Origin of the sequence: Paenarthrobacter sp. NPDC090517 (assembly GCF_044769165.1) — a bacterium.
GTDB lineage: Bacteria > Actinomycetota > Actinomycetes > Actinomycetales > Micrococcaceae > Arthrobacter.
The window spans coordinates 1-24,560 of record NZ_JBIVXN010000004.1 but is presented as its reverse complement, the minus strand read 5'-3'; the positions used below and the strand labels follow the sequence as shown (position 1 = coordinate 24,560).

Sequence of the window (24,560 nt, the reverse complement as noted above, 5' to 3'; positions counted from 1 at the left end):
CACACCGACAAAGGAGTCTTGATGTCTGCCACACAAACGCAGCGGGGAGCCGCCGATGGCACTTCCCTCCCTCCGCTGACAAATGGTCCGCACAGAAAGCGCCTCGGCCTCGTTGCCTTGATAGCCACCTTCGGTGGTCTTCTCTTCGGCTACGACACCGGCGTTATCAACGGCGCACTGAGGCCTATGACCGTGGACCTCGCATTGACGCCGCTGACGGAAGGAATCGTCACCAGCTCCCTTTTGTTCGGAGCAGCTGCCGGAGCGGTTGGCGGCGGGCGCTTGTCCGATAGTTGGGGTCGCCGCAAGACGATCATCCTGTTGGCCGTCCTGTTCTTTGCCGGGACCATTGCCTGCGTCTTCGCACCGAGCTTCGAAGTCATGGTCCTGGGGCGGGTCATCCTCGGTTTGGCTGTCGGTGGCGCCTCCACCGTGGTCCCGGTGTTCCTTGCCGAGCTGGCCCCGTATGAAATCCGTGGCTCCCTTGCGGGGCGGAATGAACTCATGATCGTCATTGGGCAGCTCGCGGCTTTCGTGGTCAACGCCATCATCGGCAATGTCTGGGGTGAGTTCGGGGGAGTCTGGCGCATCATGCTTGCGGTCGCGGCCCTGCCCGCCATAGCTCTGTTCTTCGGTATGCTGCGTATGCCTGAGTCGCCGCGTTGGCTCATTTCCAAGGGGCGCTCGCAAGAAGCGCTGGAAGTGCTGAAGACCATTCGATCCGTGGAGCGAGCCGAGGCTGAAATGGCCGACGTGAAGCACCTGGCTGATGAGGAACGGGCTTCAAAAGCAACCTCCTGGGCAGCGCTCAAGGACAAGTGGATCCTGCGCATTGTGCTGGTAGGTATCGGTTTGGGTGTGGCTCAGCAGCTAACCGGCATCAACTCGATCATGTACTACGGCCAGTCCGTGCTGGTCGAAGCCGGCTTCGACTCAAGTGCAGCCCTCATCGCCAACATTGCCCCCGGTGTCATTGCCGTTGTCGGCGGCGTCATTGCCCTGACGCTCATGCAGCGGATCAATCGACGCACCACCCTGCTCCTTGGATTCACGCTGACCACTGTTTGCCACTTCCTCATCGGAATCGCCTCGATCGTCCTGCCTGTCGGCAATGCAGCACGTCCTTTCGTCATCTTGTTCCTGGTGGTTGCGTTTGTAGGATCCATGCAGACATTCCTCAACATCGCCGTGTGGGTGATGCTGTCCGAGATCTTCCCGCTGCATGTTCGCGGCTTCGCGATCGGCCTGTCGGTATTCTGCCTCTGGATAGCCAATGCTCTCCTCGGTCTCTTCTTCCCCACGTTGGTGGCGGGCGTGGGTATTACGGGAACGTTCTTCCTCTTTGGGGTTGTTGGAATCCTGGCCCTCATCTTCATCTACACGCAGGTTCCCGAAACCCGCGGACGCACCTTGGAGGCTCTCGAAGAAGATGTGACCACCGGTGCCATCTACCTGGTGCACAAGAAGGAGCCGGCTGGTATGTCCTAGGTTTCAGTAGTAGTCGCATCCCGCCCGCCGGACTTCCGTAGTCTGGCGGGCGGGATGTCTTCTTGTCAGAGGCTAGCGGTACAGTGAAGGTATTCGAATGTATGTTCGAATGCATGGCGTGTCTCACACTCGAATGCGGGCACGCGTGCTAGTGCGAGCCAAGGAGTGGAATGTCCAAGCCAGCGCTCATGCATCGCATGCAGGAGATCGCCCACGTGGATATCAACTGCTTCTATGCGTCGGCAGAACGTGCCTTCAATCCTGCGTTGGAGGGCAAGCCGCTGATCGTCCTGTCCAACAACGACGGCTGCGCCGTGACCAGGTCGCCGGAGGCCAAAAGACTGGGAATCGGACTCGGCGAGCCTTGGTTCAAGCTTGCTCCACGCGCCAAGGAATGGGGACTCATTGCACTCTCAAGCAACTATGAACTTTATGGAGACATCAGCTCGCGGGTGATGGAGCTCCTGGCCCGGTACTCAGCATGGCAGGAGGTGTACTCCATTGATGAAGCGTTCCTCGGAGTCAAAGGGCAACCCGACGATCTGCTGGAGCTAGGGCGCACCATCAAAGCTGCCTGCCAACGACACGTGGGGGTTCCCGTTTGCGTAGGAATCGCGCGCACCAAGACGCTTGCCAAGCTGGCCAACAAGTGGGCAAAGCACAACCCGGCCTTCAACGGCGTGTGCCGGTGGGACTCCATCCCGGAGCCCCAACGCGAAGCACTCATGGCACGGCTCTCCGTGATCGAAATCTGGGGCGTCGCCACCAGGCTCACGAAACGCCTGAACGCGATGGGGATCTTCTCCATCCTGGACCTGGTCCGTGCCGACCCGGTGGCATTGCGGGACAAGTTCTCCATCGTCATGATGCGGACTGTGCTGGAACTGCAAGGCACCCCCTGCATCCCCATGGAGGAGGAACGGATCGGACGGGATCAACTGATCTTCTCCCGATCCTTCTCCACACCAATAACCTCAGCGGCTGAGCTGCGGCAGGTACTGAGTGTCTATGGCCAGATGGCCAGTGCCAGGCTGGCCAAACATGACCTGCAAGCCAAGCTACTGACTGCCTTTGCCGCAACATCGGTCTACAACCCCAACGACAAATCGTTCCCCACTGTCAACGTCAAGCTGCCAATGCCCACCTCGGATCCGGTGTTGCTGACCAAGGCCGCGCATGCGCTGGTTCCAAAAATCCAGGAAGGCGTGAGGTACGCCAAAGCTGGAATCATGGTCACGGACCTCCGACCCAGCGGCAACCAGAAACCGCTGGAAATCTTCGAGAACCGGCATGAAGAACGGGGCATAGGCCCCTTGCTCGAGCAGGTCAGTAAGCGCTATGGCCGTGGATCCATCGGTTTGGGCCATGCGGGCATCAAAGGCGGCCCGGACTGGTCCATGAAACGCGACATGCTCAGCCCCCGCTACACCACCAACTGGGACGAGCTTCCCCTGGTGAAGGCGGCCTAGCGTGGCAGCGAGCGGGATCGGCCGCCGGATCAGCTGATCACTTGTAGGACTCGAACACGATCGAGTCGAAGACAGTGCGCGCCTCTCTCATCAGCTCCGGATTGATCGATTCGTCGATATGGCCCACCGCGATGACAGCCCGCTTGCCGTTCACGTCGACCACCCGGTAGGTCTCGTGCTCATTCTGAGTCGAGTACCAGTGTGTGCAGTGGTACATCATTTCTGAGTGGATGCAGAACTTGCCGCTGTCGCAGGCCGGGATGTCCACGTCGCCCTCGACGGAGTGGTCGAACTCGAAGCCGGAGTAATCGCCCACCATGACCTTGACAGGAGGAGTGCTTGCCGTAAACGACTGCGCCGCCATAGCCCTAGTGAAGGCCCAGTCCGCAGGACCGAAATCGCCAAGGGCGCCCCTCCAGTTGCATGCGTCCTGCGACACATAGAACGCGGACCCAAGGGTCAGGCGGACGGCCCATTCAGCCGGGTGATCCGGGTCATCCTTGCCCAGGCTATTGCCGTCGAGAGCAGACCAGCCGCCTGGGACGGTGATCTGGAAAGGCTCCTTGTAGCCGTCGACGGGGACCAGGTATGTGCCGGCGTCGATATCGCCACTCTTCGGCAGCGGCGGGACCGTGCGAGGGTCGCGGCTCTCAGGCAGCGGTGGGACCGTGTGAGCCTCCGTCATCGGAGAACTGGCAGACGGCAGGGATGCGTCGTAAGGCTCATATTCGCACCCGCCGAGACATCCAATCAGTGCGATAGTCAGCACGGGCAAGAGATGGCGTGACCGCTGAGCGGCCTTTTCGAGGGGTGTCATGGAACTCATTAATCCACCAGGCCACTACAAGCTACTGTGAGGCCCCGCAGCCGGGTGGCCTCGCAGGCGGTCCGAGATGGGATGCCGTCGCCTCAAGTCTCCTCCGGTAGAGAACCCGTGACAATGAAGAGTTCGACGGAGAAAAGTTCGACCAGCAGGGCGACATTTAGCTCAGCAAAAGACCGCCATTTATCGCTAACATTCACACCTAAGCCCGCAGCCGGTAGCCGCGCTTCACTACGGTTTCCACAAGTTTGCCATCAGGAAGGGAAGACCTGAGCCTGCTGACCGTCATGTCCAATGCGTGTACGGAACCGCGGAGGTCCAAGAGGTCGGAGAGAGCTTCCCTGGACAGGACAGCCCCGCCCGCGCCGAGCAGCGCTCGCAGTAGCAGGAGGGGAGCGGGCGCAAGGTCCACCACCTCACCGTTGATCCGCAAGCAGCGTCCACGGAGCTCGATGGTGGCGCTCTTGGTTTCCAAACGTCGCACGTGGTTCAGCGAAAGGTGTTCGGTTACCAGCCTGATGAGCGCACCCATGCGGTAGCGATCCGGGATCAGCGGGGTGAGCCCGGCGTCGACCAGCGGTTGAGCGGTGACCGGACCGACGGCCGCAACAGTCACCGGACCTTTGAGAGCTTCGATGAGTTGGCGGTAGAGGCCCATTTCGTGGGCGGTGCTCCACATCGCGTCCACGGCCGGGGCACTGGTAAAGGTCAGGACGTCGAGGTTTCCGCTGACCACAGCTTCGATCAGACGCGGCAGTTTGTCTTCGCCGTCGGGCTTCACCCAGCGGTACGGAGTCACCGTCAAGACAGTAGCTCCGGACATGCGGAGCCGTTCAAGCTGGCGGACGTCCGTGTAACCGTGCAACTGCACGGCTACGGTCTTTCCGCGGACGCCCTCGGCCAGGAGCATGTCCACCAGCGTGGCGGTGGTTTCGTCACTGCTGATTCCGACGTCGGCAAGGCCGGCCGCCCGAACGGCGCCGCGGGCTTTGGGGCCACGGACGAACATGCGGCAGGCGGACAGCGTGTCCAGGAGTTGCTCGCCGATTCCAAAGGAATCAGCGGCCTCACACCACCGACGCATGCCGTAGGCGGTGGTGGCGATGCAGATGTCCGGCTTGGCCTCGATGATGGTGCGGGTGTCCTCGATGAGGACCATGTCCTCTTGCACAGGGGCGATCTTCAAGGCGGGGGCGTGCAACACGCTCGCACCGCGGCGCTCCAGTGCCTCAATGAGGTCGCGGGAGCGGCGGTGTGAGGTAACGCCGATTCGGAATCCATCCAACGGCGCTTCTACGGCTTCGGCAACTTCCGGCGCGGCAGTAGCGTCCTGGACTTCGATGGCACGTGCAACAGTCATGTGTTTTTACCTTCAGGCTTCAAGGAGCGAAGCCGCGAGTCGGCTCAGTTCAGCGGATGCTTCGGCATGATTACGGTTGGCTTCAGCAACCCGGACCACCTCGCCGATGACCAACACGGCCGGGTTGCTGCAGCCGGTGGCTGCCGTTTCGATGGTACCGAGGTCAGCGATGGTGGTGCGCTGTCCCGGGCGGTACCCACGTTCCACCACGGCCATTGGCATGTCCGAATTCATCCCCGCTCGGCGGAGACCGGCCGCCAGCTGGGGCAGGGTGCCGATGCCCATGAGGACCACGATAGTCCCGCCAAGTCCGGCAAGGTGGGTGTGTTCCTTCTCGGTCAACGGCGCATGGCCGGATACCACGGTGAACATGTGGCTGACCTCGCGGTGCGTCACCGGGATTCCGGCGGCAGCGGGAACGGAGATGGCACTGGTGACACCGGAGATGACCTTCACCGGGACGCCGGCAGCAACACATGCCGCCACTTCCTCACCGCCGCGGCCGAACACGTATGGATCGCCGCCCTTGAGTCGGACCACATTCTTGCCCAGCAGCGCAGCCTCCACCATCAACTTCTCGATGTCCCTCTGAGTCACCTTGTGAAGCCCGGGCTGCTTTCCCACGTCCACAAGCTCAGCCGAGGTCAGATCGGCCAGTTCCTGGTAGGGAGCAAGCCGATCGTAAAACACCACATCGGCATCGCGCAGGGCGTCCACGGCACCCACCGTGAGCAGATCCAGGGCTCCAGGGCCTCCACCCACCAGGGTTACATGGCCTTCGGCACCAGGTGCAGGCTCGAAAGCAACGGGAATCCCGGCGTCGCGGCAGCGTTCCACCAGCGGCAGCCAGCCGGATTCGCCGTCGTCCACTACCGCCACCAAGAAGGGGCGCTCGGGAAGCTGGCCATCGCCCGGAACACCTTCCGGCGCGCTGAGCCGATACACGTTGGCACCGGCGCTCTGGTAGCGGCGGACCGCTTGGCGGGCAGACTTTTCAGATCCCGTGACAAGGACGTCACGGCCAGTGAGATCAATGGTGAGCTGCATGGTGAACCCCTAGTTTTCTGCGCCGACGGTTTCGCTGCGGACCGGGATAGTGGAAGCGATGAGCACGCCGCCCTTTTCCTCGTTGGTGGCCGGACGGATCTGGCCGCGCTCCGGAACAAAGGAAATGGATTCGTCCTTCTGGTTGGGGGCGTTGACGAACGAACGGAAACGGCGGAGGCGCTCCGGGTCCTTCAGGGTCTCGGCCCACTCGTCCTCGTAGGTGTCGATGTGCTTGGCCATCGCGGCTTCAAGCTCTTCGGCAATGCCCAAGGAGTCGTTGACCACTACTTCCTCAACGTGCTTGATGCCGCCGTCGAGCTCTTCCTGCCAGCGCGCGGTGCGCTGGAGGCGGTCAGCTGTGCGGATGTAATACATGAGGTAACGGTCGATGTACTTCAGCAGGGTTTCATCGTCCAGGTCCTTGGCCAGCAGCTGGGCGTGCGCCGGGGTAGCGCCACCGTTACCACCTACGTACAGGTTCCAGCCGTCCGCCGTGGCAATCACTCCAACGTCCTTGCCGCGGGCCTCGGCGCACTCACGGGCGCAACCGGAGACACCCATTTTCAGTTTGTGCGGGCTTCGGAGGCCGCGGTACCGCAGCTCCAAGGCGATGGCCATGGCCACCGAATCCTGCACACCGAAGCGGCACCATGTAGAACCAACGCAGGACTTCACGGTGCGAAGGCTCTTGCCGTAGGCCTGTCCGGATTCGAAGCCGGCGTCCACCAGTTCCTTCCAGATGTCCGGCAGCTGCTCCAGGCGGGCACCGAACATATCGATGCGCTGGCCACCGGTGATCTTGGTGTACAGGTTGTACTTCTCTGCTACGGCCGCGATGACGCCGAGACCCTTCGGCGTGATCTCGCCACCAGCGATACGAGGGACCACCGAATAGGTGCCGTCCTTCTGCATGTTCGCCAAGGCGCGGTCGTTAGTGTCCTGCAGAGCACCACGTCCGGCATCCAGAACATAGGCGGAGTGCTGGCTGGCCAGGATGGAGGCGATGGTGGGCTTGCAGATATCGCAACCCGCGCCGGTGCCGTACTTGGCCATGATGTCTTCGAAGGACGTGAGTTCAAGGACGCGTATGGCATCGAAGAGTTCCTGCCGGGAAAGGCTGATGTGCTCGCAGAGGGCCTTGGAGACCTCAATGCCGGACTTCTTCAGTTCGCCTTCAAGGAGCTTCTTGAGCATGGGAACGCACGAACCGCACTGGGTGCCGGCCCTGGTGCAGCCCTTCAGCTCGCCGAGCTCCTGCACCGGGGAGTTGCCCTCGCAGGCACCGCAGCCGTTGATGGTGTCACGGATAGTTCCGGCCGCCACGTTGTTGCAGGAGCACAGGATGGCGTCGTCCGGAAGTTCGGTCTCCGGAGCCTCGCCACCACCGGCAGCGCTCAGGTAGGCACCCGGTTCGGCGGACAGTTCGCGCCCCAGAAGCGGGCGGAGGCTCATGTACGGGGAAGCGTCGCCAACGAAGATGCCACCCAAAAGCGTCTTGGCATCATCCGTGGTGACAATCTTCTGGTAAACGCCACGCGCGGGGTCGGCGTAGACGATCTCCAAGGAGTGCTCGGTGCGGGCAAACGCGTCGCCGAAGCTGGCAACGTCAACGCCGGACAACTTGAGCTTGGTGGCAGTGTCAAAGCCCGGGAAGGTTGCTTCTCCACCATGAAGGCGGTCAGCAACGATCTCGGCCATGGTGTTGGCGGGAGCCACGAGGCCAAGGCACATGCCTTCGAAGTTGGCCACCTCGCCGATGGCCCAGATACCCTCGACTTCCGTGGCGCAGAAATCATTGATGACAACGCCGCCGCGCTGGCCCAGGCTAAACAGTTGCTCTTCGCCTTCTGCCGCGCGGAAGAGGTCGTCGCGCGGCTTGACGCCAATAGCCACGATTACGAGGTCCGCGTCGATGGTCCGGCCGTCAGCCATCAGGACACCGGTGACGTTGCCGTCGTCGTCCGTGACTACCTCGGAGGGGAAGACGCCACCGTGGACTTCGAAGCCCTTGGCCTCAATCAGGCGGCCGAGGGCCTGACCGGCGCCCTCATCCAGCTGGGTGTTCATCAGCCACGGTGCGCCATTGATGACGATCGGTGTGGCGCCCAGCTGTTCGGTGCCGGCAGCGGACTCAAGTCCAAGCAAGCCACCACCAATGGTGACCGCGTTGACTTTGCGGCCGAGCTTTTCGCGCAGCTCGGCGATGGCTTTGTTAATGGCCCAGACGTCCTCGAGCGTGCGGTAAACGTGGGTGTGCTCGGAACCCGGGATGGGGAGTCGAGCCGCGTCGGAACCCGAAGCCACCACCAGGTGGTCGTATTCGTACTTGTTGCCGGCGGCGGTGAGGACGCTCTTGGCAACGGAGTCGATCTTGACGGCGCGCTCGCCGGTGACCAAAGTCAGGGCTTCGTGGTCCCACATGGACGCATCGCCCAAGGTGAGGTCCACGCCGGTTTCCGTGAGGGCCTTGCTCAGCGCAACGCGGTCGTAGGGGAGGTGTGCCTCTTCGGTCAGCACCGTAACCTGCCAACCTTCAAGTCCGCGATTGAACATGGCGTCGGCGAAACGGTGGGCAGCGGGGCCGCCGCCGACGACGACGATGCGGCGCGGGTTCTCTGTACTTGAAGTGTGTCCGGTCACTGGTGGGCCTTTCGCAGATGTTGCAGACGGATCTCCGCAACTTGTGGTTCCAGCCTAGGGACGGGCAGTTTCGCTTCAGTTTCCCTTATGTTTCGTGATCTTAACTTCTGCATCACGAACGCATTTCGTGAGGTGTGAGGTCTCTTTTACGCGTTTGACACAAACACGGACACCCGATGAAACACCCGGGTCCTAGCTTGGAGTAGTGGCCGCAAGTGTGGCCCGGTCCGGGGGAGTGACGGTGGAAAAGCCAACACCCGGACACAGTGAGAGGGGCTGAAATGACCGTAATTCTGGACCGTGCCGAGGACCTGACCACAACCGCCACATGGCACCGTGTTTGCCTGGTGGACGAACTCGAACTGGCTTGGGGCGAGGCTGCACTGATTGCCGGCCGTCAGGTTGCGCTGTTCCGCACAGCGCCCACCGAGGTCTTCGCTGTGGCACAGCAGGACCCGGCTACGCTCGCCAACGTTATGGCCCGCGGGATCATTGGATCCCGCGGAAGCCGGCCGACCATCGCGTCGCCGCTGCACAAAGAGGTCTACGACCTCGAAACCGGTGAATGCTTCACCAACCCGGAACTCAAGCTCGACGCGTTCGCCACCCGTTTGGTGGACGGCTTCATCGAGGTTGAACTCTAAAGAGTCCTATAAGCCCAAGGCTTCACGGACGTCCCTGAGAACATCATCCAGGGACGTCCGCGCTGCTTGGCGTGCCGCTGGAAGTTCGGCCGCGGATTCCACGGCCTGGATGACTTCCAGGTAGCACTTGAGTTTGGGCTCGGTGCCACTGGGACGGATGATGACGCGGCTTTGGTCCCGGGTCAGGTACGACAGGCCGTCCGTGGGAGGCAGGGCTTCGCTTCCTTCCGCGAGATCGGTTGAAACCTCGACGGCGGAGCCTCCGAACGCTTCAGGCGGGTTGACCCGCAGGCGGTTCATCATGGCATCGAGCAGTCCCAAATCAGCCACCCGGATACTGAGTTGGTCGCTTGCGTGCAGTCCGTGCACCAGATACAGGTCATCGAGGGTATCGAAGATCGTCCTGCCTTCGGCCTTGGCAGTTGCGGCGAGTTCCGCGATCAGCACAGCTGCTGAGATGCCGTCCTTGTCGCGCACCAGGTCAGGCGCCACACAATATCCCAGTGCTTCCTCGTAGCCATAAGTGAGGCCGGGAACCCTCGAAATCCATTTGAAGCCTGTGAGTGTCTCCTCGTGGGCATAACCCGCTGCGGAAGCGATGCGTGAGAGCAGTCGGGAGGACACGATCGAGTTGGCGAACACTCCGGTCTGCGGCTCATCCCCGGCACCGGCAGCCATTCGCGCTACTACGTGCGCACCAAGCAGCGCCCCCACTTCGTCACCGCGAAGCATCCGCCAGCTTCCAGTGGCGGGATCCAACGCAGCCACCGCGGCCCGATCGGCGTCGGGGTCGTTGGCCAAAACGATGTCCGCATCCGAGTCCGCCGCAGCGGCAAGCGCCAGGTCCAGCGCCCCGGGCTCCTCCGGGTTAGGGAAAGCGACGGTGGGGAAGTCCGGATCCGGCTCGGCCTGTTCGGCCACGAGCATGACATCGGCGAAACCGGCGGCGTTCAGGACGGAGACGGCCGTTTCACCGCCGACACCGTGCATGGGCGTTAGGACGATCTTGAGGTCCCGTGCCGGGAAGTGCTCCCTATCCACCAGACCCGCCATGGCAGCTTCATATTCTGCGGCAATGGACGTCGGCAGCACAGTCCAGCCGTTTTCTGCCAGTTCAATCGAATCCAGCGCCCCCACGGCTTCAATCTTCGCGGCGATCTCACCGTCGTACGGCGCCACGATCTGAGAACCGCGCCCGCTTTCAGATACTGCATGGCGTCCCAGGTAGACCTTGTAACCGTTGTCCTGCGGCGGGTTGTGGCTGGCAGTGACCATGACGCCGCCGTCGCAATCCAGTGACCTGACCGCGTAGGCAAGCAACGGCGTCGGAAGCGCTGCCGGCATTAGGAAGGTTTCAATGCCTGCTGCTGTGAAGATCGCAGCGGTTTCCTGCGCGAAGATGTCCGAGTTGTACCGGGCGTCAAAGCCAACGACCGCGCGCGGGCGGGTGCCCGGCGCAGCTGCGGCTACCACTTCGGTGAGGAAGGCCGCCAGGCCTGCAGCCGCCCGGCGGACAACAACGCGGTTCATTCGGTTGGGGCCCGGGCCAAGCGCTGCGCGGAGGCCGGCTGTGCCGAATTGCAGGGTGCCATTAAAGCTGTCGCCCAGTTCCTGGGCTGCTCCCGCATCACCGCCGCTGGCAAGCCCGGCCAACTCAACGAGGGCGGCCGACGTCGCCGGGTCCGGGTCTTGGGAAGCCCATTGGCGGGCGTCGGTGAGCAGCTGGTCAAATGCGGCATCGCTGGATGTCATAGGGACAAAACTATCCTCAATGCGTCCCTCCCGGGCAACGAGGAGTGCGATCTCGTCCCTAAGAGTGGTTGTAAAGGGTGAGATCCCGGCCTTGGGCGGCCCTTAAAGAACGCGGGACGTGAAGGTGAACTCCGTGTCGCCCTCCATACTGAAGGCCGACGCGCCGGTGTTGTCCCAGTCCGGGAAGAACGTGTCCGAAATGACCGCAGTTCCACCCGCAGCGAAGACTTCCACCGAGGACGAATCGAGGAGGATCGTGAGATGGACCTTGCTGCCGGAGGAAGGCAGGGCCACTTCATGAAATGGGCTGAACTTTTCGGAGAAGTTGCTTGTTCCGGCTTTTGACCGGTCCACCCGGACACTGCCTGTCTCCTTGTTATACGAGATCCGCAGTCCGGTCTCGGAAGCGGAGGATGAGTGGCGGAGGAGAACCCCGGCTTCACGCGCCGACTTCAGGTCCATGTCCAGTTCGATCAGTTGGCTGCGTCCCCTGAACTCCTGGCCAAGGTCCTGGGGCGAGGAGCCAACGGTGAGGTTTTTGCTCTTCACTTCACCGGAGCGGTCCAGCGTCTCCCGCGCGGCACCGGCTATGGCGGATCGGAGCTCAAGCCGCTTCCCACCCCGAACCAAGGTGAGTTCGCGGGGAATTGCCATGGAGCCGCGCCATGGCGTGGTGGGCACGTCCTGGGCGTAGTCCCAGTTGCCCATCCATCCCAGGAGAACGGGCTTGTCCCCGGGTGCGCCGGCGATGGAGTTCGCGGCGTAGTAGTCTGCGCCGTGGTCCAGCCACTGGGACTCGGTGAGCGGGGCGCCGGGAGCTGCCGCGTTTTCTGCGGTAAAGCGTGTCCCGTCGAATTCGCCCACGAAGTACTGCATTCCCGAGCCGCCGGCAATGCCGCCGGGGTTGATGCTCAGGAGCATGACCCACTTCTTTGCGGTGGAGTCTTCAACGTCCATGTGGAGGAGTTCCGGCACCTCCCAGAGGCCTCCTTGGGCGCCGACGCCGGAGAAATCGCTCAGGTATTCCCAGCGGAGCAGGTCCGTGGACTTAAACATCTTGACCACTTGGGCGTCGGCCACCACGGTGGTCATCACCCAGTAGCGGCCGGGTTCGTACCAAGTGATTTTGGGGTCGCGGAAGTTGTTGTTGGTGGGTGCAAGGTTCAGGACCGGGTTGCCTTGGTACTTCTGCCACGTGGTCCCGTTGTCCAGGCTGAACGCGACGGATTGTGCCTGGGAGCCTTGAGGCAGAGCGCCGTTCTTGCCATAGGCGCTGGTGTACAGGGCCACCATGGGCGGGTTCTCTGCAGAGCCAAGACCGGAGGCATTGTTCTTATCCATCACAATGCACCCGGAGAAGATTTCCTCTTCGGGGCCCGCCTCCATGGCCACGGGCTGCTGCTCCCAATGCACCAGGTCCTTGCTGGTGGAGTGGCCCCACGACATGTTGCCCCATGAGTTGCCCCGCGGGTTGTACTGGTAAAAGGCGTGGTAGGTGCCGTCTTGATAAACGAGACCGTTTGGATCGTTGAGCCAGTTCTTCTCAGCCGTCAAATGCGCCAGCGGCCGCCACGGATCTGAAGGGGTAGGTGCCGGACCCGCCGGGGTGGGAACCGGCGTCGGGCTTTCTTGCGTGCAGGACGAGGCGGACAAGGCGACCACGACGGCGGCACTTGCGGCCAGCATTTGGCGGCGGGACAGGTGGGGGCTGGGAAAAGTCATGGGGAAGATCCTGGGGTTGGGGGTAGCAGGGGTGCCGGTCCTCGTGGGTCCGGCACCCCTGCCGTGGCCTCTCGGCCGGGGTGTTACTGCTTACTTGTAGAGGCCCTCGCCGCCAACGCGAACGTTGGTGGGAAGGTAACCGAACGGGCCAAGCCCGTTCTGGCCGAAGCTGCGGTCAACCTGCGTCACGCCGCCCTTGAAGTTCATCTTCACGGTGGGGGAGAGGGAACCGCCGCGGACGCCGTCCACGTTGTCGATGAAGGACTGGACCAGTCCGCCAGGCTGCACGTAATGCGAGTAGGCCTGGAACTGACGGCCGTTCTGACGTGGGTCCGGACCCTCCGGCGCGTTGGCTGGCATGTTCAGGTCCGTGGGGGAGCCCAAAGCCAGGCCGCTGTTGTTGACCGGCTGGTAGTCGGAACGGACGCCGTTGCCGACGAATCCGTACACGCCGTCGGGACCGCGCATTCCATCTGCATACGTGAACTGGTGGCTGATGGTGAACAGGTAGTACTTGTTCTTGCCGTTCTCGTTCTGGATGTAGATCTGCGGACGTTCAGTCTGGTCGTTGACGCAGTTGGCTGAGAGGATCGGCGGCAGGAAGCTCCACTTGGTGAGGTCCTTGTTGTCCGCCACGGCGAGGCCCACGTTGGCAGTCTGGTACCAGGCGCCGGTGCTGTTGACCTGTGCCACAGTCTCGGCGTTGGGGTCACCCGGCTGGTAGCCGAGGTCTTCCTGCTTGCACTTGTAGGAGCCACGGGTGCCGCCGGTGTTGCCTTCGAAGACCATGAAGGTTTTGCCCGGGTGGGCGGGATCCGCGAAGGTGTACGGGTCACGGAACGCGAAGCCGGGGTTCTGGGCTTTGTTCTGGTACATCTTTCCGTCCGGCTCCAGCAGTTTGGTGTGCTGGAAGCCGTCGAACGTCACGCCGTCCTTGTTGGCGTGGATGTTACCCAATGCCTTGGCGATCGCAGCGTCCGGAGCGATTCCGCCGCCGCCTGCATTCCGCTCGGCGACGTCGTAGAACGTAGTGGCCGTGTAGAAGACGTTGATCTTATTGCCCTGCATGAGGCGCGTGGAGCCGGACCACTCCGTGTTGCCGATGGACGTGTTGTCCAGGAACAGGTGTCCGCCGTAGTTCCACTTGTCCTTGGCGGGATCAGCGTTGGTCTTGCGGAAGAAGTAGCCGATCCTTGCGTTCCAGTGGCGCTGGTCGAAGCCATAGCCCGCGTGCCTGTCCGCAACCAGGGAGAAGATGACATCCCAGCCCTTGTAGCTGATCTGGTTGGCGTTTTCGTCTGTCAGGGACCAGGTGTCCCAAACCCAGACGTCGTCGTTCATGGCCGGGAAGTCCTTGGGGATTTCCGGCATGGTGACGTTGGGGCTCATGGAGTTCTCGCCCGGGGCAACGTTGGGGTCGCTCTGGGCCATGATCTGCTTGGCGTCGGCTCGCGTCCACTTGGACGTGAAGTCTGCTGCCGGATCGTACGCCTGCTGGGTGTGCGTAGTCGGCAGCGGGAAGCCGGGCGTGGGTGCCGGCATGGTGCTCGACGGCGGGTCGGCCGGCAGGTTGGCTTGCGCAGCCGGCGTCACCAGCAGGATGCTGCCGGCCACACCTGCCGCAGCTGCGAGGGCTACTGCCTGTCGCAACCGGCGGCGCGGCCGTGGAGGGGTTGAGTGCGTGTTCATGCTTGCTCTTCTCGCGGAGTGTTGGACTTCGTGGAGTGGGGCGCATGCCCTGACCCCCTGTTGGGGGTTCTCTACTCAGGCGTCCGTCGATCCGCTGTAGGCGTCATCGAAGGACGCCATCGTTTCGAGGTGCGGGGGGAGCTTTGTAGCTATCCGCCGCGGTGGCTCCGGCACGTCGACTTACCGGAGCACTCCCCACGCTAGACACGTGTTAGGTCTCAGGGCAAAGGGCATTTCACGGGCTTTTTCGGTTACTCGTCAGTACTTGCGCAAGCGCTTACATTGGCAACGTGCGCGCGTGACACATCCGGGCGGCCTCAATCAAATGTTTCGCCACAAATCAGATTTATCCTGAGAATTTACTGTGCGTTTACTTCTCCTCCGGAATTGTTAGCGCAAACCCTTAAACAGCGATGCGGGGCCACCTTTGGTGGTGGCCCCGCATCTGCCGACGTTTCGCTCCTAGAGCTTGGCGATGATCTCCGCCAGGAGCTTCGAGATCCGCTTACCCGCTGCGTGACCGGCTTCAAGAACTTCAGCGTGGCTCAAGGGAACAGGGCTGATGCCGGCTGCAAGGTTGGTGACAAGGGAGATGCCAAAAACTTCCATCCCTGCGTGGCGGCCGGCGATTGCTTCCAGCGCGGTGGACATGCCCACCAAGTCGGCGCCGATTCGCTTGGCGTACTGAACCTCTGCCGGTGTCTCGTAGTGCGGGCCCGTGAACTGTGCGTACACCCCTTCCTGCAGGGAGGAATCAACTTCGCGGGCAAGGTCCCGGATCCGTGAGGAATAGAGGTCCGTGAGGTCGACGAACGTTGCGCCCTCAAGCGGTGAGGTTGCGGTGAGGTTGATGTGGTCGCTTATCAGCACCGGAGTTCCGGGGGTCCACTCTTCATTGAGCCCGCCACAACCGTTGGTGAGCACCAGCGTCTTGCACCCGGCTGCTGCGGCCGTGCGTACGCCGTGGACTACGGACCGCACGCCGCGGCCTTCGTAGTAGTGCGTCCGGGCACCCAGGACCAAGGCTCGTTTGCCCTCCTTGGTGAGCACGGAGCGGATGGTGCCAACATGGCCCACCACCGCTGGTTTGTGGAAGCCGGGAACCTCGGAAGCGTTCAGGGTGGCGGTGGTTTCGCCGATCAGGTCGGCGGCCTCCGCCCATCCGGATCCGAGCACCAGCGCTACGTCATGGGACTCGACGCCGGTCTCCGCGGCGATGAAGTCAGCGGCCGCCTTCGCGGCTTCAAAGGGGTCAGTGTTCATCAGCTCAGTGTTACTCACTGGTACAAGCTACCCTGCGGCGACAGGACTTTGGTAGGGATCGCTGGGGAGTGAGGTTGGGCTGGGTGGCGACCGGCGGGGCAATGAGCGAGAATTGAGGATTGTGACCACCCAAGTTGACTTCAGTGCCCCCCGTATCGCGATCCTTGGAGGTGGTCCCGGCGGATATGAAGCTGCCATGGTTGCCGCCTCGCTCGGCGCGCACGTCACCATCGTCGAACGGGCAGGCCTCGGCGGCTCCGCGGTGCTGACCGACGTCGTGCCTTCCAAAACCCTTATTGCCACCGCCGACCTCATGACGCGCGTCGGTGAGGCGGACGAACTCGGAGTGAAGTTCGACGGCGACGGCACGGCCTCCAAGCCGCGTGCCGACCTCAAACACATCAACGATCGCGTCCTGACCTTGGCCCACGGCCAGTCTGACGACATCCGTGCAGGCCTCGAGCGCCTGGGCGTGGAGATCGTCATCGGTTCCGGCAAGCTGCTGGATAACAACACCATCGAGGTTCTCACCCTCGAAGGCACACGCACCATTGATGCCGACGCGATCCTGCTGGCTGTTGGTGCTCACCCCCGGGAACTTCCCACGGCCAAGCCCGACGGCGAACGCATCCTCAATTGGGCCCAGATCTACAACCTGGACGAGCTCCCCGAAGAACTCATCGTTGTGGGTTCAGGCGTTACCGGGGCCGAGTTCGCATCCGCCTACAACGGCTTGGGCTCCAAGGTCACCCTGATCTCCAGCCGTGACCAGGTTCTTCCCGGCGAGGACACGGATGCCGCCAAGCTGCTGGAAGGCGTCTTCGAACGCCGTGGCGTACACGTCTTGTCGAAGTCCCGCGCCAATGCAGTGGAGCGAACCGACGACGGCGTGAAGGTCACCTTGGGTGACGGGTCGGTAGTGACAGGTTCGCACTGCCTGGTGTGTGTCGGTTCCATCCCCAACACCGCAGGGATCGGCCTTGAAGAAGCAGGCGTCACCCTGACCGAGTCCGGGCACATCAAGGTGGACGGCGTTTCCCGCACCACTGCCCCCAACATTTACGCCGCCGGCGACTGCACCGGCGTCTTCGCGCTCGCATCCGTTGCAGCCATGCAGGGCCGCATTGCGATTGCCCACTTCATGGGTGATGCCGTCAAGCCGCTGAAGCTCAACCAGGTGGCGTCCAACATCTTCACGTCCCCTGAAATCGCCTCCGTGGGCGTCTCAGAGGCGGACCTCGCGTCCGGCAAGTACCAGGGCGACGTTGTGATGTTGTCCCTGCTCAGCAACGCCCGCGCCAAGATGCGCAACACCAAAGACGGCTTCGTGAAAATCATCGCCCGCAAGGGTTCCGGCACCGTGATCGGTGGCGTGGTGGTTGGCCCGAACGCTTCGGAGCTCATTTTCCCGATCTCCGTCGCGGTGACCCAGAAACTCCACGTTGATGACGTAGCCAGCGCTTTCACGGTGTACCCGTCGCTGACCGGTTCCATCTCGGAGGCTGCGCGGCGCTTGCACGTGCACATGTAGCTCCACGCTGACCAACGTGGCGCCCGTTTCGACTGCCCGCTGCGGATCGTGCCGTGCGGACGGCGTGATCCGCAGGGAACCCCCGAATCGGAGTGAGGACTACGCGGCTTCAGGCGGCAGCCGCTTGGAAGTGTTTTTCGATGATCCCCTTGATGTCCTCATGGCATCCTCCGCAGCCTGTGCCGGCGCGGGTGGCCCTGGATACCTCGCCCACGGTGCTGCAGCCTTCCACCACGGAATCCTCGATGCTGGCCGCACTCACCCCGGCGCAGCGGCACACGGTCCTTTGGGGATCGTTGCTGGTGGCACCGGCATCCAACTGGTCAGGTCCGTCCAGGCGGAGCAGCAAGGAACGGTCCGAGGGCAGCTCCGAGGAACGCTCGAAGAGTACCACCAGCTCGGCAGCGGTCCGGGGCATGCCTACGGCCACCAAGCCCTCCAGCACTCCGCCGCGGGTTGTCATCTTCACGTAGCGGCCGTGTTCGGGATCGGCCCATTGTGAAACTTGCCTGCGCGCACGCCCGGACGCGGCACCGGCTTCCAGCAACTCCTCGTCCCAAGGATCGGCTTGGTTGTCGCCCGCCACGGCAAGGTTGATGCCCCGTGCCTTCAGGACAACCACCCCCGGCTTCTCTTTGGGCAGCGCTTCCAGGGCATCTGCGGCGGCCTGGCCATCCCGGGCCAGGACCACGAGGTACTCGGCCAACCACTCGGCCTGACGCCAGCCCGGACCTACCAAGCCGGAGGGCCCGGCGGCTGTTCGGCAATCAACGCAGGCAGCGTCGGGGCAGCGCACTTCAGCGCAGTCGCCGATCGCGAACATGTGGGGTTCGTGATAGGTCCGGAGGTGGTGGTCCACGAGGATCCCCGCCGAAACAGGGAGGCCACAGCCTTCCGCCAATTCGATGCGGGGGCGCACACCACAGGACAGAACCAGTAGGTCGCCGTCGATCGCAGAGCCATCATCCAGCAGCAAAGCCGAGAAGCTGCCGCCGGGGCCTGCCGTCTCCACACCGGTAGAACGTGCATTGCCTGCCATCCGGACACCGCCGGCTCGCAGGCTGTTGATGAGGACGGATCCACTGCCGCGGTCAATGCTCCTGCCGAGGGGGAAGGGTCCATTGTGAACCACAGTTGCTTGGGCGCCTTCTTCCGAGGCAGCCAAGGCGGTTTCCAGGCCAAGCACGCCGCCACCCAGCACCACTACACGCTTTCCGTCGGCCACCGCCGCCCGAAGTACCGCAGCATCCTGTAGATCACGCAGTGCCGTGACGCCGGCCGGAAGCACCGGCCTGGAAGGATCCGGGTTGAGCCCTGTGAGGTTGGGAATGACGGGACGGGACCCGGTGGCGAACACCAGTCGGTCATAGTGCTCAGTGCTGTCATCGGACAGGACTATGTTTTGACGGGCACGGTCGATCCTTTTGACCTTGACGCCCAACCGCACTTCCACGCCGTCGGCTTCCAGCTCGGCAGCGTCAGCCATGGCCAGTGCTTCAGGGGTGGTGCGGCCGACGCCCAGCTCGGCCACCATCACGCGGTTGTACGCTGCCTCGGTTTCCTGGCCCACCACCAGCAGCTGCACCAGTCCCGAGCGGACGGCGGGGAGCAGTTCGTCCACGAGACGGGCAGCTACGGGCCCGAATCCAACAACAACAATGCGCTCGCTCATGATGCCTCCTTGACGTGCAGTGGCAGCCGGGTTCCAGCTGGAACCCTTTCCTGGGTGGAGACTGCCTTCCGGACCCATACCCGGCTGGTCTTGAACTCCGGCATGCCGGAAATAGGATCTGTGGTCGCCTCGGTGAGGCGGTTGGCGTTTTCCTGGCCGGGGAAGTGGAACGGCAGGAAGACAGTGTCAGGGCGGACCGAGTTGCTGAGCTCGGCACGGCAGAGCACTTCACCGCGCTCATTTGTCACGGTGGCGTAGTCGCCGTCGGCAATGCCGCGTGAAGCCGCCGTTCCCGGGTGAATGAGGAGCCGGGCCTGGGGCTGCGACGCCAGGAGCTCGCTCACGCGTCGGGTCTGCGCGCCGGATTGGTAGTGCTCCAGAAGCCTGCCGGTTGCCAACGCCAGTGAATCATCCGCGAACGAACGAACTGCCCGTTTGGACGGCGTCACCGGAACCATGACGGCCCGGCCATCGGCATGGGCAAACCCGTCGGCGAAGAGTCGCGGCGTCCCGGTGCTGCCCACGGGGTAGGGCCAGTAGGCAGCTTCGCCCCGGTCCAGCATGGCGTAATCGATGCCCGAGTAGTCGGCCAAACCACCGGCCGAAGCCAGGCGAAGCTCTTCGAAAACGGTCTCGGGATCGTCACTGAAGGTTGAAGGGGCGTCAAGCAGTTCCGCCAGCCGCGCCATGAGCCACAACTCGCTGCGAACGCCCGGGGGAGGAGTCAGCGCTCGGCGGCGCCGGATCACGCGACCCTCTAGGTTGGTCAGCGTGCCTTCTTCCTCGGCCCACTGGGTCACAGGCAGAACCAGGTCCGCTTCAGCTGCGGTCTCGGACATGAAGAAGTCGCAAACCACCAGGAAGTCCAGGCTGCGGAGGCCTTGGATTACTGAGTTGGTATCGGGTGCCGAAACCACCACATTGGCGCCGTGCACGAAAAGGCACCGGACGCCGTCGGGCTTACCGAGGGATTGGAGAAGTTCGACGGCGGGGAGGCCGGGTCCGGGGATCAGCGACTCATCGATACCCCACACGCCGGCGACGTGCGCGCGGGCAGCAGGATCGGTGATCTTGCGATAGCCGGGAAGCTGGTCGGCCTTCTGTCCGTGTTCGCGGCCGCCCTGGCCATTGCCTTGGCCCGTGAGCGTGCCGTAGCCACTGCGGGCCGAGCCGGGCAGGCCCAGGAGGAGGCTTAGGTTGATCGCCGCGGTTGCGGTGTCGGTTCCGTCCACGTGCTGTTCCACACCGCGGCCGCTGAGGATGTAGCTGCCACCGTCGCGGGCTCCTTGCGCCAAGCGTCGGGCGGTCTCGCGGATCAGGGTGGCGGGGACGCCGGTGATGGACTGCACGCGCTCCGGCCAGAACGCGGACAAGCTACGAACTACGGCGGCGTGGCCGCTGGTGTTGGCTTCGATGTACTCAGCGTCGGCCAGTCCTTCATGGACCACCACATGGCTGATGCCCAAAAGGAGGGCTAAATCTGTACCGGGCGTCGGCTGCAAGTGGAGGCCACCGCCGTCGCCCGTGAACGCCGCAGTAGCCGAGCGGCGGGGGTCCACAACGATCAGTCCACCGGCGTCGCGCGCGCCCTGCAGATGCTGGACGAACGGAGGCATGGTCTCGGCAACGTTGGAACCGAGCATGAGGATGACGGACGCGGTGTCCAGGTCCGTAACAGGGAACGGGAGGCCGCGGTCCACACCGAACGCCCGGTTGCCCGCAGCTGCCGCCGAAGACATGCAGAAGCGGCCGTTGTAGTCGATCCGCGAAGTGCGCAAGGCCAGCCTGGCGAACTTTCCCAGTAGGTACGCCTTCTCATTGGTGAGGCCGCCGCCACCGAAGACACCTACGGCGTCATTCCCGTATTGCTGCTGAGTGTCTTTGACGGCAGCCGTGATGAGCATGAGTGCCTGGTCCCACGAGATGGGCTGGTGCACGCCGTCGGAACCTTTGAGCATCGGCTCGGTGACGCGGCCGTTGTGACGCAACAACGACGCCGATGTCCAGCCTTTGCGGCACAGCCCGCCCCGGTTGGTGGGGAAGTCACGCCCGGTTACTTCCAGGGGCGGGGCGGGTGCTGCCTCCGGCGCGGGCGCTGCCGCTGCTCCCGAAACTGCAGGTGCAGCCGGGGTCAGCGTCATGGCGCACTGGAGCGCGCAGTAAGGGCAGTGGGTATCGGCGCCGTTGGGCATCTAGATGTGTCCGATCGTGTTGCGCTTCCGGGCGGGGCGGATGTAGCAGACCCAGCAGACGGTGAGCATGAGGACATACGCACCAACGAATCCGTAGAACGCCGGGGTGTAAGAGCCGCTGGCCGTGTTGGAAGCGTTGAGCACCTGTGGAATCACGAACCCGCCATAGGCGCCGATCGCGGAGATCAGGCCCAGCGAGGAAGAAGCGAGTCGTGCGGTGGTGGCGCTCGGAGCGCCTGCACGGGCTGCCCGGCTGGATGTTGCGAAGATGACCGGGATCATGCGGTACGTTGCACCGTTTCCGAAGCCGCTGGCCAGGAAAAGCAGCAGGAACAAGGTGAGGAAGAGCCAGAAGTTCTTCAGGGGCAGCGTCCAGATCATGGTCAACGTGATGACGGCCATGGAAGCGAACGAGGCGATGGTCATCCGGGCGCCGCCCATGCGGTCTGCCATGCGTCCGCCATAGGGGCGGGCCAGGGAACCGACCAGCGGGCCGAGGAAGGCCAGCGAGAGTGCCACCGCGCCGACATGGATGGAGGAGAAGTCCGGGAAATAGTCCTTGATCAGCTTGGGGAAGACGCCCGCGAAGCCAATGAACGAGCCGAAAGTGCCTATGTAGAGGAACGCCATGATCCACAAGTGCGGTTCCTTGAGGGCAGCCAGGGAACCAGCCACATCACCCTTGGCGCTGGTGAGGTTGTTCATGTACTTGTAGGCGCCGAAGGCGGCAATGATGATCAACGGGATCCAGATGATGCCTGCCATCGGCAGGTTGACGGTCCCGGCAGCCAGCAGCGTAATGGCGATGGGGACAACAAGCTGTGCGACGGCGGCACCGAGGTTACCGCCGGCAGCGTTCAGGCCCAGCGCCCAACCCTTTTCACGGGCAGGGTAGAAGAACGTGATGTTGGCCATAGAGCTGGCGAAGTTGCCGCCACCAAAACCGGCGAGTGCGGCCATGAGGAGCATGATGCCGAAGGGCGTCTCCGGGTTGGAAACACAGATGGCAAGGCCTGTGGTGGGGATCAGCAGGAGCAAGGCCGAGACGATGGTCCAGTTCCGGCCACCGAACTTGGGAACCATGAAGGTGTAGGGGATACGGAGAGTAGCGCCCACGAGGCTGGGGATGGAGATGAGCCAGAAGATCTGGTTGGTATCGAACTGGAATCCGGCTGCGGGGAGCTGGACCACCACGATGGACCACAGCTGCCAGACGACGAATCCGAGGAATTCGGCGAAGATCGACCAGTAGAGATTGCGCTTGGCGATGGACCGGCCTTCGGCTTCCCACTGGCCCTTGTCCTCGGCATCCCAGTTGGCAATCCAGCGGCCGGGGCGGTGTTCAAGGGCGGGGGCGGCGGTGGCAGTGGACTGGACAGGGGCCAGTTCATCTGCGGAGCGGTCAACAGTCACGGAGTGCCTCCTTGGTGGGGGACGTTGTTATTCCAAGGTAGGTTTCGCGCATTTCGTGGACGGGCGCCGTTTGTAAACGTGCTGTGACATTTCCCTATCGGCGGGGTCACCGGCGCGTGAGGCGATGGTGAGGTAATGTGGCGCGGACCACAAGATGAGATTTTCCCGCACGTCCGCATGTTGGACTTTGTTGTCCATTCAATGGACGTCGGGAACTATCATTGAACTCTCGAATAATCCTTCGCCGGGTTGCCTCATGGAGAATCGGCCGGCGTGAAAGAAAGCTGCAAACACATGTCTTCCACTGCACCATCCAAGGAAGGCGAGTCCACTAAGCCAGTGAACTCGCGGGGCAAGGTGATCTTCGCGAGCCTGATCGGCACGACGATCGAGTTCTACGACTTCTACGCCTATGCCACCGCGTCGGTACTCGTCTTCCCGAAGCTCTTCTTCCCGGACGCCACTGACATCAACGCGCTGCTCAGTGCGTTCGCCATCTTCGGTGTTGCCTTCTTCGCGCGGCCCATCGGCGCGGTGGTCTTCGGCCACTTTGGTGACAAGATCGGCCGCAAGGGCACCCTGGTCGCATCGCTGCTGACCATGGGTATCGCCACCTTCCTCATCGGCCTGCTGCCCACGGCCTCCATGCCGGGTTGGGCCATCCTGGCTCCGATCATGCTGGTCATCCTGCGCTTCTTCCAGGGCCTGGCCCTGGGCGGAGAATGGTCCGGCGCAGCGTTGCTCGCCACTGAGAACGCGCCCAAGGGCAAGCGGGCCATCTACGGAACCTTCCCGCAGTTGGGCGCGCCCATCGGTTTCATCATCGCCAACGTCATCTTCATCTGGATGAACGTGTCCCTGAGCGCCGAAGAATTCCTGGCCTGGGGCTGGCGGGTTCCGTTCCTGCTCAGCGCGGTTCTGGTCATCGTGGGCCTGTATGTCCGTCTGAAGCTGGTGGAGAGCGTTTCCTTCACCAAGGTGATCGAGCAGGAAAAGGTGCAGAAGCTGCCCCTCGCGGCCACCCTGAAGAGCCACTGGCGCCCCGTGGTGGCCGGTACGTTCATCATGTTCGCCACCTACGTGCTCTTCTACATCATGACCACGTTCACGCTCTCCTACGGCACCAAGCCCACCCTGGCCGGCGCCCAGGCAGCGGCTGAGAAGGCCGGTAAGCCCATGACCCCCGAGCAGGTCGCGGCCTTCGTCCCTGGCCTGGGCATCACCCGGTCCGACTTCCTCTGGATGCTGATCATCGGCGTCGTGTTCTTCGGTATCTTCACGGTGGTCTCCGGGCCGCTCGCTGAGAAGTGGGGCCGACGCAAGTTCCTGCTGGGCGTCACCACCGGTATTTTCGTCTTCGGCGCCCTTTGGTTCACTATGTTCGGACCCGGCCAGGCAGCGGCCATGGTGGGCCTCATTGTGGGCTTCACCCTCATGGGCCTGACCTTCGGTCCCATGGCGGCCATCCTGCCGGAGTTGTTCCCGGCCAACGTCCGTTACACGGGTTCAGCTGTGGCGTACAACCTGTCCTCCATGATCGGAGCCGCTCCGGCCTCGTTCGTTGCTATTGCCCTCTGGTCTGCAGCCAACGGCAGCACCTGGCTGGTGGGCGCCTACATGGCAGCCGCCGCTGTAGTCACCTTCGTGGCGCTGTGGCTGACGCGCGAAACCAAGGACACCGACTACGAGAACAATGTTGCCTAAGTAGCCCAATAACGACGTGGGGGGCCCCCCCCCCCCGGGGGGGGGGGGGGGGGGGGTTTTTTTTTTTTTTTTTTTTGGGGGGGGGGGGGGGTTGGGGGGCCCGAAGGCACTGGCGCCCCAAAAAAAAATGGACATCAGTGTGCAGCATAGT

The 24,560-nt window shown here is 63.0% G+C and carries 16 protein-coding genes; 5 read left to right on the top strand and 11 right to left on the bottom strand.

The genetic code is table 11. The features are described from left to right. The first annotated feature begins 21 nt into the window (after positions 1–21). Positions 22–1,488, top strand: coding sequence for a sugar porter family MFS transporter (locus ACIQTW_RS13715; protein WP_402937643.1), 1,467 nt, complete (start codon positions 22–24; stop codon positions 1,486–1,488). 170 nt (positions 1,489–1,658) lie between these two features. Next, positions 1,659–2,957 carry a Y-family DNA polymerase gene (locus ACIQTW_RS13710; protein WP_402937641.1) on the top strand — a complete coding sequence of 433 codons (1,299 nt, stop codon included), beginning with the start codon at positions 1,659–1,661 and terminating at the stop codon, positions 2,955–2,957. Positions 2,958–2,994: 37 nt separating this feature from the next. Here ACIQTW_RS13710 and ACIQTW_RS13705 read toward each other — a convergent pair whose 3' ends face one another. From ACIQTW_RS13705 to nirB, 4 genes are all read right to left on the bottom strand, one after another. Then, positions 2,995–3,783 (bottom strand): hypothetical protein, encoded by a 789-nt coding sequence (locus ACIQTW_RS13705; RefSeq protein WP_402937638.1) that lies wholly within the window; start codon positions 3,781–3,783, stop codon positions 2,995–2,997. 199 nt (positions 3,784–3,982) lie between these two features. Continuing rightward, complete coding sequence (locus ACIQTW_RS13700; RefSeq protein ID WP_091466214.1) at positions 3,983–5,140, bottom strand: uroporphyrinogen-III synthase; 1,158 nt, start codon at positions 5,138–5,140, stop codon at positions 3,983–3,985. A gap of 12 nt (positions 5,141–5,152) precedes the next feature. After that, positions 5,153–6,187 (bottom strand): uroporphyrinogen-III C-methyltransferase, encoded by a 1,035-nt coding sequence (cobA, locus tag ACIQTW_RS13695; RefSeq protein WP_402937636.1) that lies wholly within the window; start codon positions 6,185–6,187, stop codon positions 5,153–5,155. Between the two features lie 9 nt (positions 6,188–6,196). Further along, the gene (gene nirB / locus ACIQTW_RS13690; protein ID WP_402937633.1) at positions 6,197–8,827 is read right to left on the bottom strand and encodes a nitrite reductase large subunit NirB; all 2,631 of its coding nucleotides are present in this window, start codon (positions 8,825–8,827) and stop codon (positions 6,197–6,199) included. Between the two features lie 281 nt (positions 8,828–9,108). On the opposite strand from nirB, the gene nirD reads away from it, so the two are divergent. Further along, positions 9,109–9,471 carry a nitrite reductase small subunit NirD gene (nirD, locus tag ACIQTW_RS13685; protein WP_402937631.1) on the top strand — a complete coding sequence of 121 codons (363 nt, stop codon included), beginning with the start codon at positions 9,109–9,111 and terminating at the stop codon, positions 9,469–9,471. A 6-nt stretch (positions 9,472–9,477) separates the two neighbouring features. On the opposite strand, the gene ACIQTW_RS13680 is transcribed toward nirD, so the two are convergent. The 4 genes from ACIQTW_RS13680 to ACIQTW_RS13665 all read right to left on the bottom strand — a co-directional run bounded on the left by ACIQTW_RS13680 (position 9,478) and on the right by ACIQTW_RS13665 (position 15,897). Further along, the gene (locus tag ACIQTW_RS13680) at positions 9,478–11,223 is read right to left on the bottom strand and encodes a phospho-sugar mutase (protein WP_402937628.1); all 1,746 of its coding nucleotides are present in this window, start codon (positions 11,221–11,223) and stop codon (positions 9,478–9,480) included. Positions 11,224–11,325: 102 nt separating this feature from the next. Further along, positions 11,326–12,945, bottom strand: coding sequence for a glycoside hydrolase family 32 protein (locus tag ACIQTW_RS13675; RefSeq protein WP_402937626.1), 1,620 nt, complete (start codon positions 12,943–12,945; stop codon positions 11,326–11,328). A 90-nt stretch (positions 12,946–13,035) separates the two neighbouring features. Then, on the bottom strand, positions 13,036–14,634 hold the full coding sequence (locus ACIQTW_RS13670) for a glycoside hydrolase family 68 protein (protein WP_402937623.1): 1,599 nt from the start codon (positions 14,632–14,634) through the stop codon (positions 13,036–13,038). A 462-nt stretch (positions 14,635–15,096) separates the two neighbouring features. Continuing rightward, positions 15,097–15,897 (bottom strand): purine-nucleoside phosphorylase, encoded by an 801-nt coding sequence (locus ACIQTW_RS13665; RefSeq protein WP_402937619.1) that lies wholly within the window; start codon positions 15,895–15,897, stop codon positions 15,097–15,099. 121 nt (positions 15,898–16,018) lie between these two features. On the opposite strand from ACIQTW_RS13665, the gene ACIQTW_RS13660 reads away from it, so the two are divergent. Further along, positions 16,019–17,428 (top strand): NAD(P)H-quinone dehydrogenase, encoded by a 1,410-nt coding sequence (locus ACIQTW_RS13660; protein ID WP_402937616.1) that lies wholly within the window; start codon positions 16,019–16,021, stop codon positions 17,426–17,428. Between the two features lie 109 nt (positions 17,429–17,537). Here ACIQTW_RS13660 and ACIQTW_RS13655 read toward each other — a convergent pair whose 3' ends face one another. Genes ACIQTW_RS13655 through ACIQTW_RS13645 form a run of 3 tightly spaced genes read right to left on the bottom strand, consistent with a single transcriptional unit; the run spans position 17,538 to position 22,705 of the window. Next, complete coding sequence (locus tag ACIQTW_RS13655; RefSeq protein ID WP_402937613.1) at positions 17,538–19,100, bottom strand: FAD-dependent oxidoreductase; 1,563 nt, start codon at positions 19,098–19,100, stop codon at positions 17,538–17,540. Then, the gene (locus ACIQTW_RS13650; RefSeq protein WP_402937610.1) at positions 19,097–21,292 is read right to left on the bottom strand and encodes a molybdopterin oxidoreductase family protein; all 2,196 of its coding nucleotides are present in this window, start codon (positions 21,290–21,292) and stop codon (positions 19,097–19,099) included. Before ACIQTW_RS13650 ends, ACIQTW_RS13655 begins: the two co-directional genes overlap by 4 nt. After that, entirely contained in the window at positions 21,293–22,705 is a 1,413-nt protein-coding gene (locus ACIQTW_RS13645) for an MFS transporter (RefSeq protein ID WP_402937608.1), read from the bottom strand. A gap of 294 nt (positions 22,706–22,999) precedes the next feature. Here ACIQTW_RS13645 and ACIQTW_RS13640 point away from each other — a divergent pair, with 294 nt between their 5' ends. After that, positions 23,000–24,409: an MFS transporter gene (locus ACIQTW_RS13640; RefSeq protein ID WP_402937605.1), complete on the top strand. Its 1,410-nt coding sequence runs from the start codon at positions 23,000–23,002 to the stop codon at positions 24,407–24,409. The last annotated feature ends 151 nt before the right edge of the window (positions 24,410–24,560 follow it).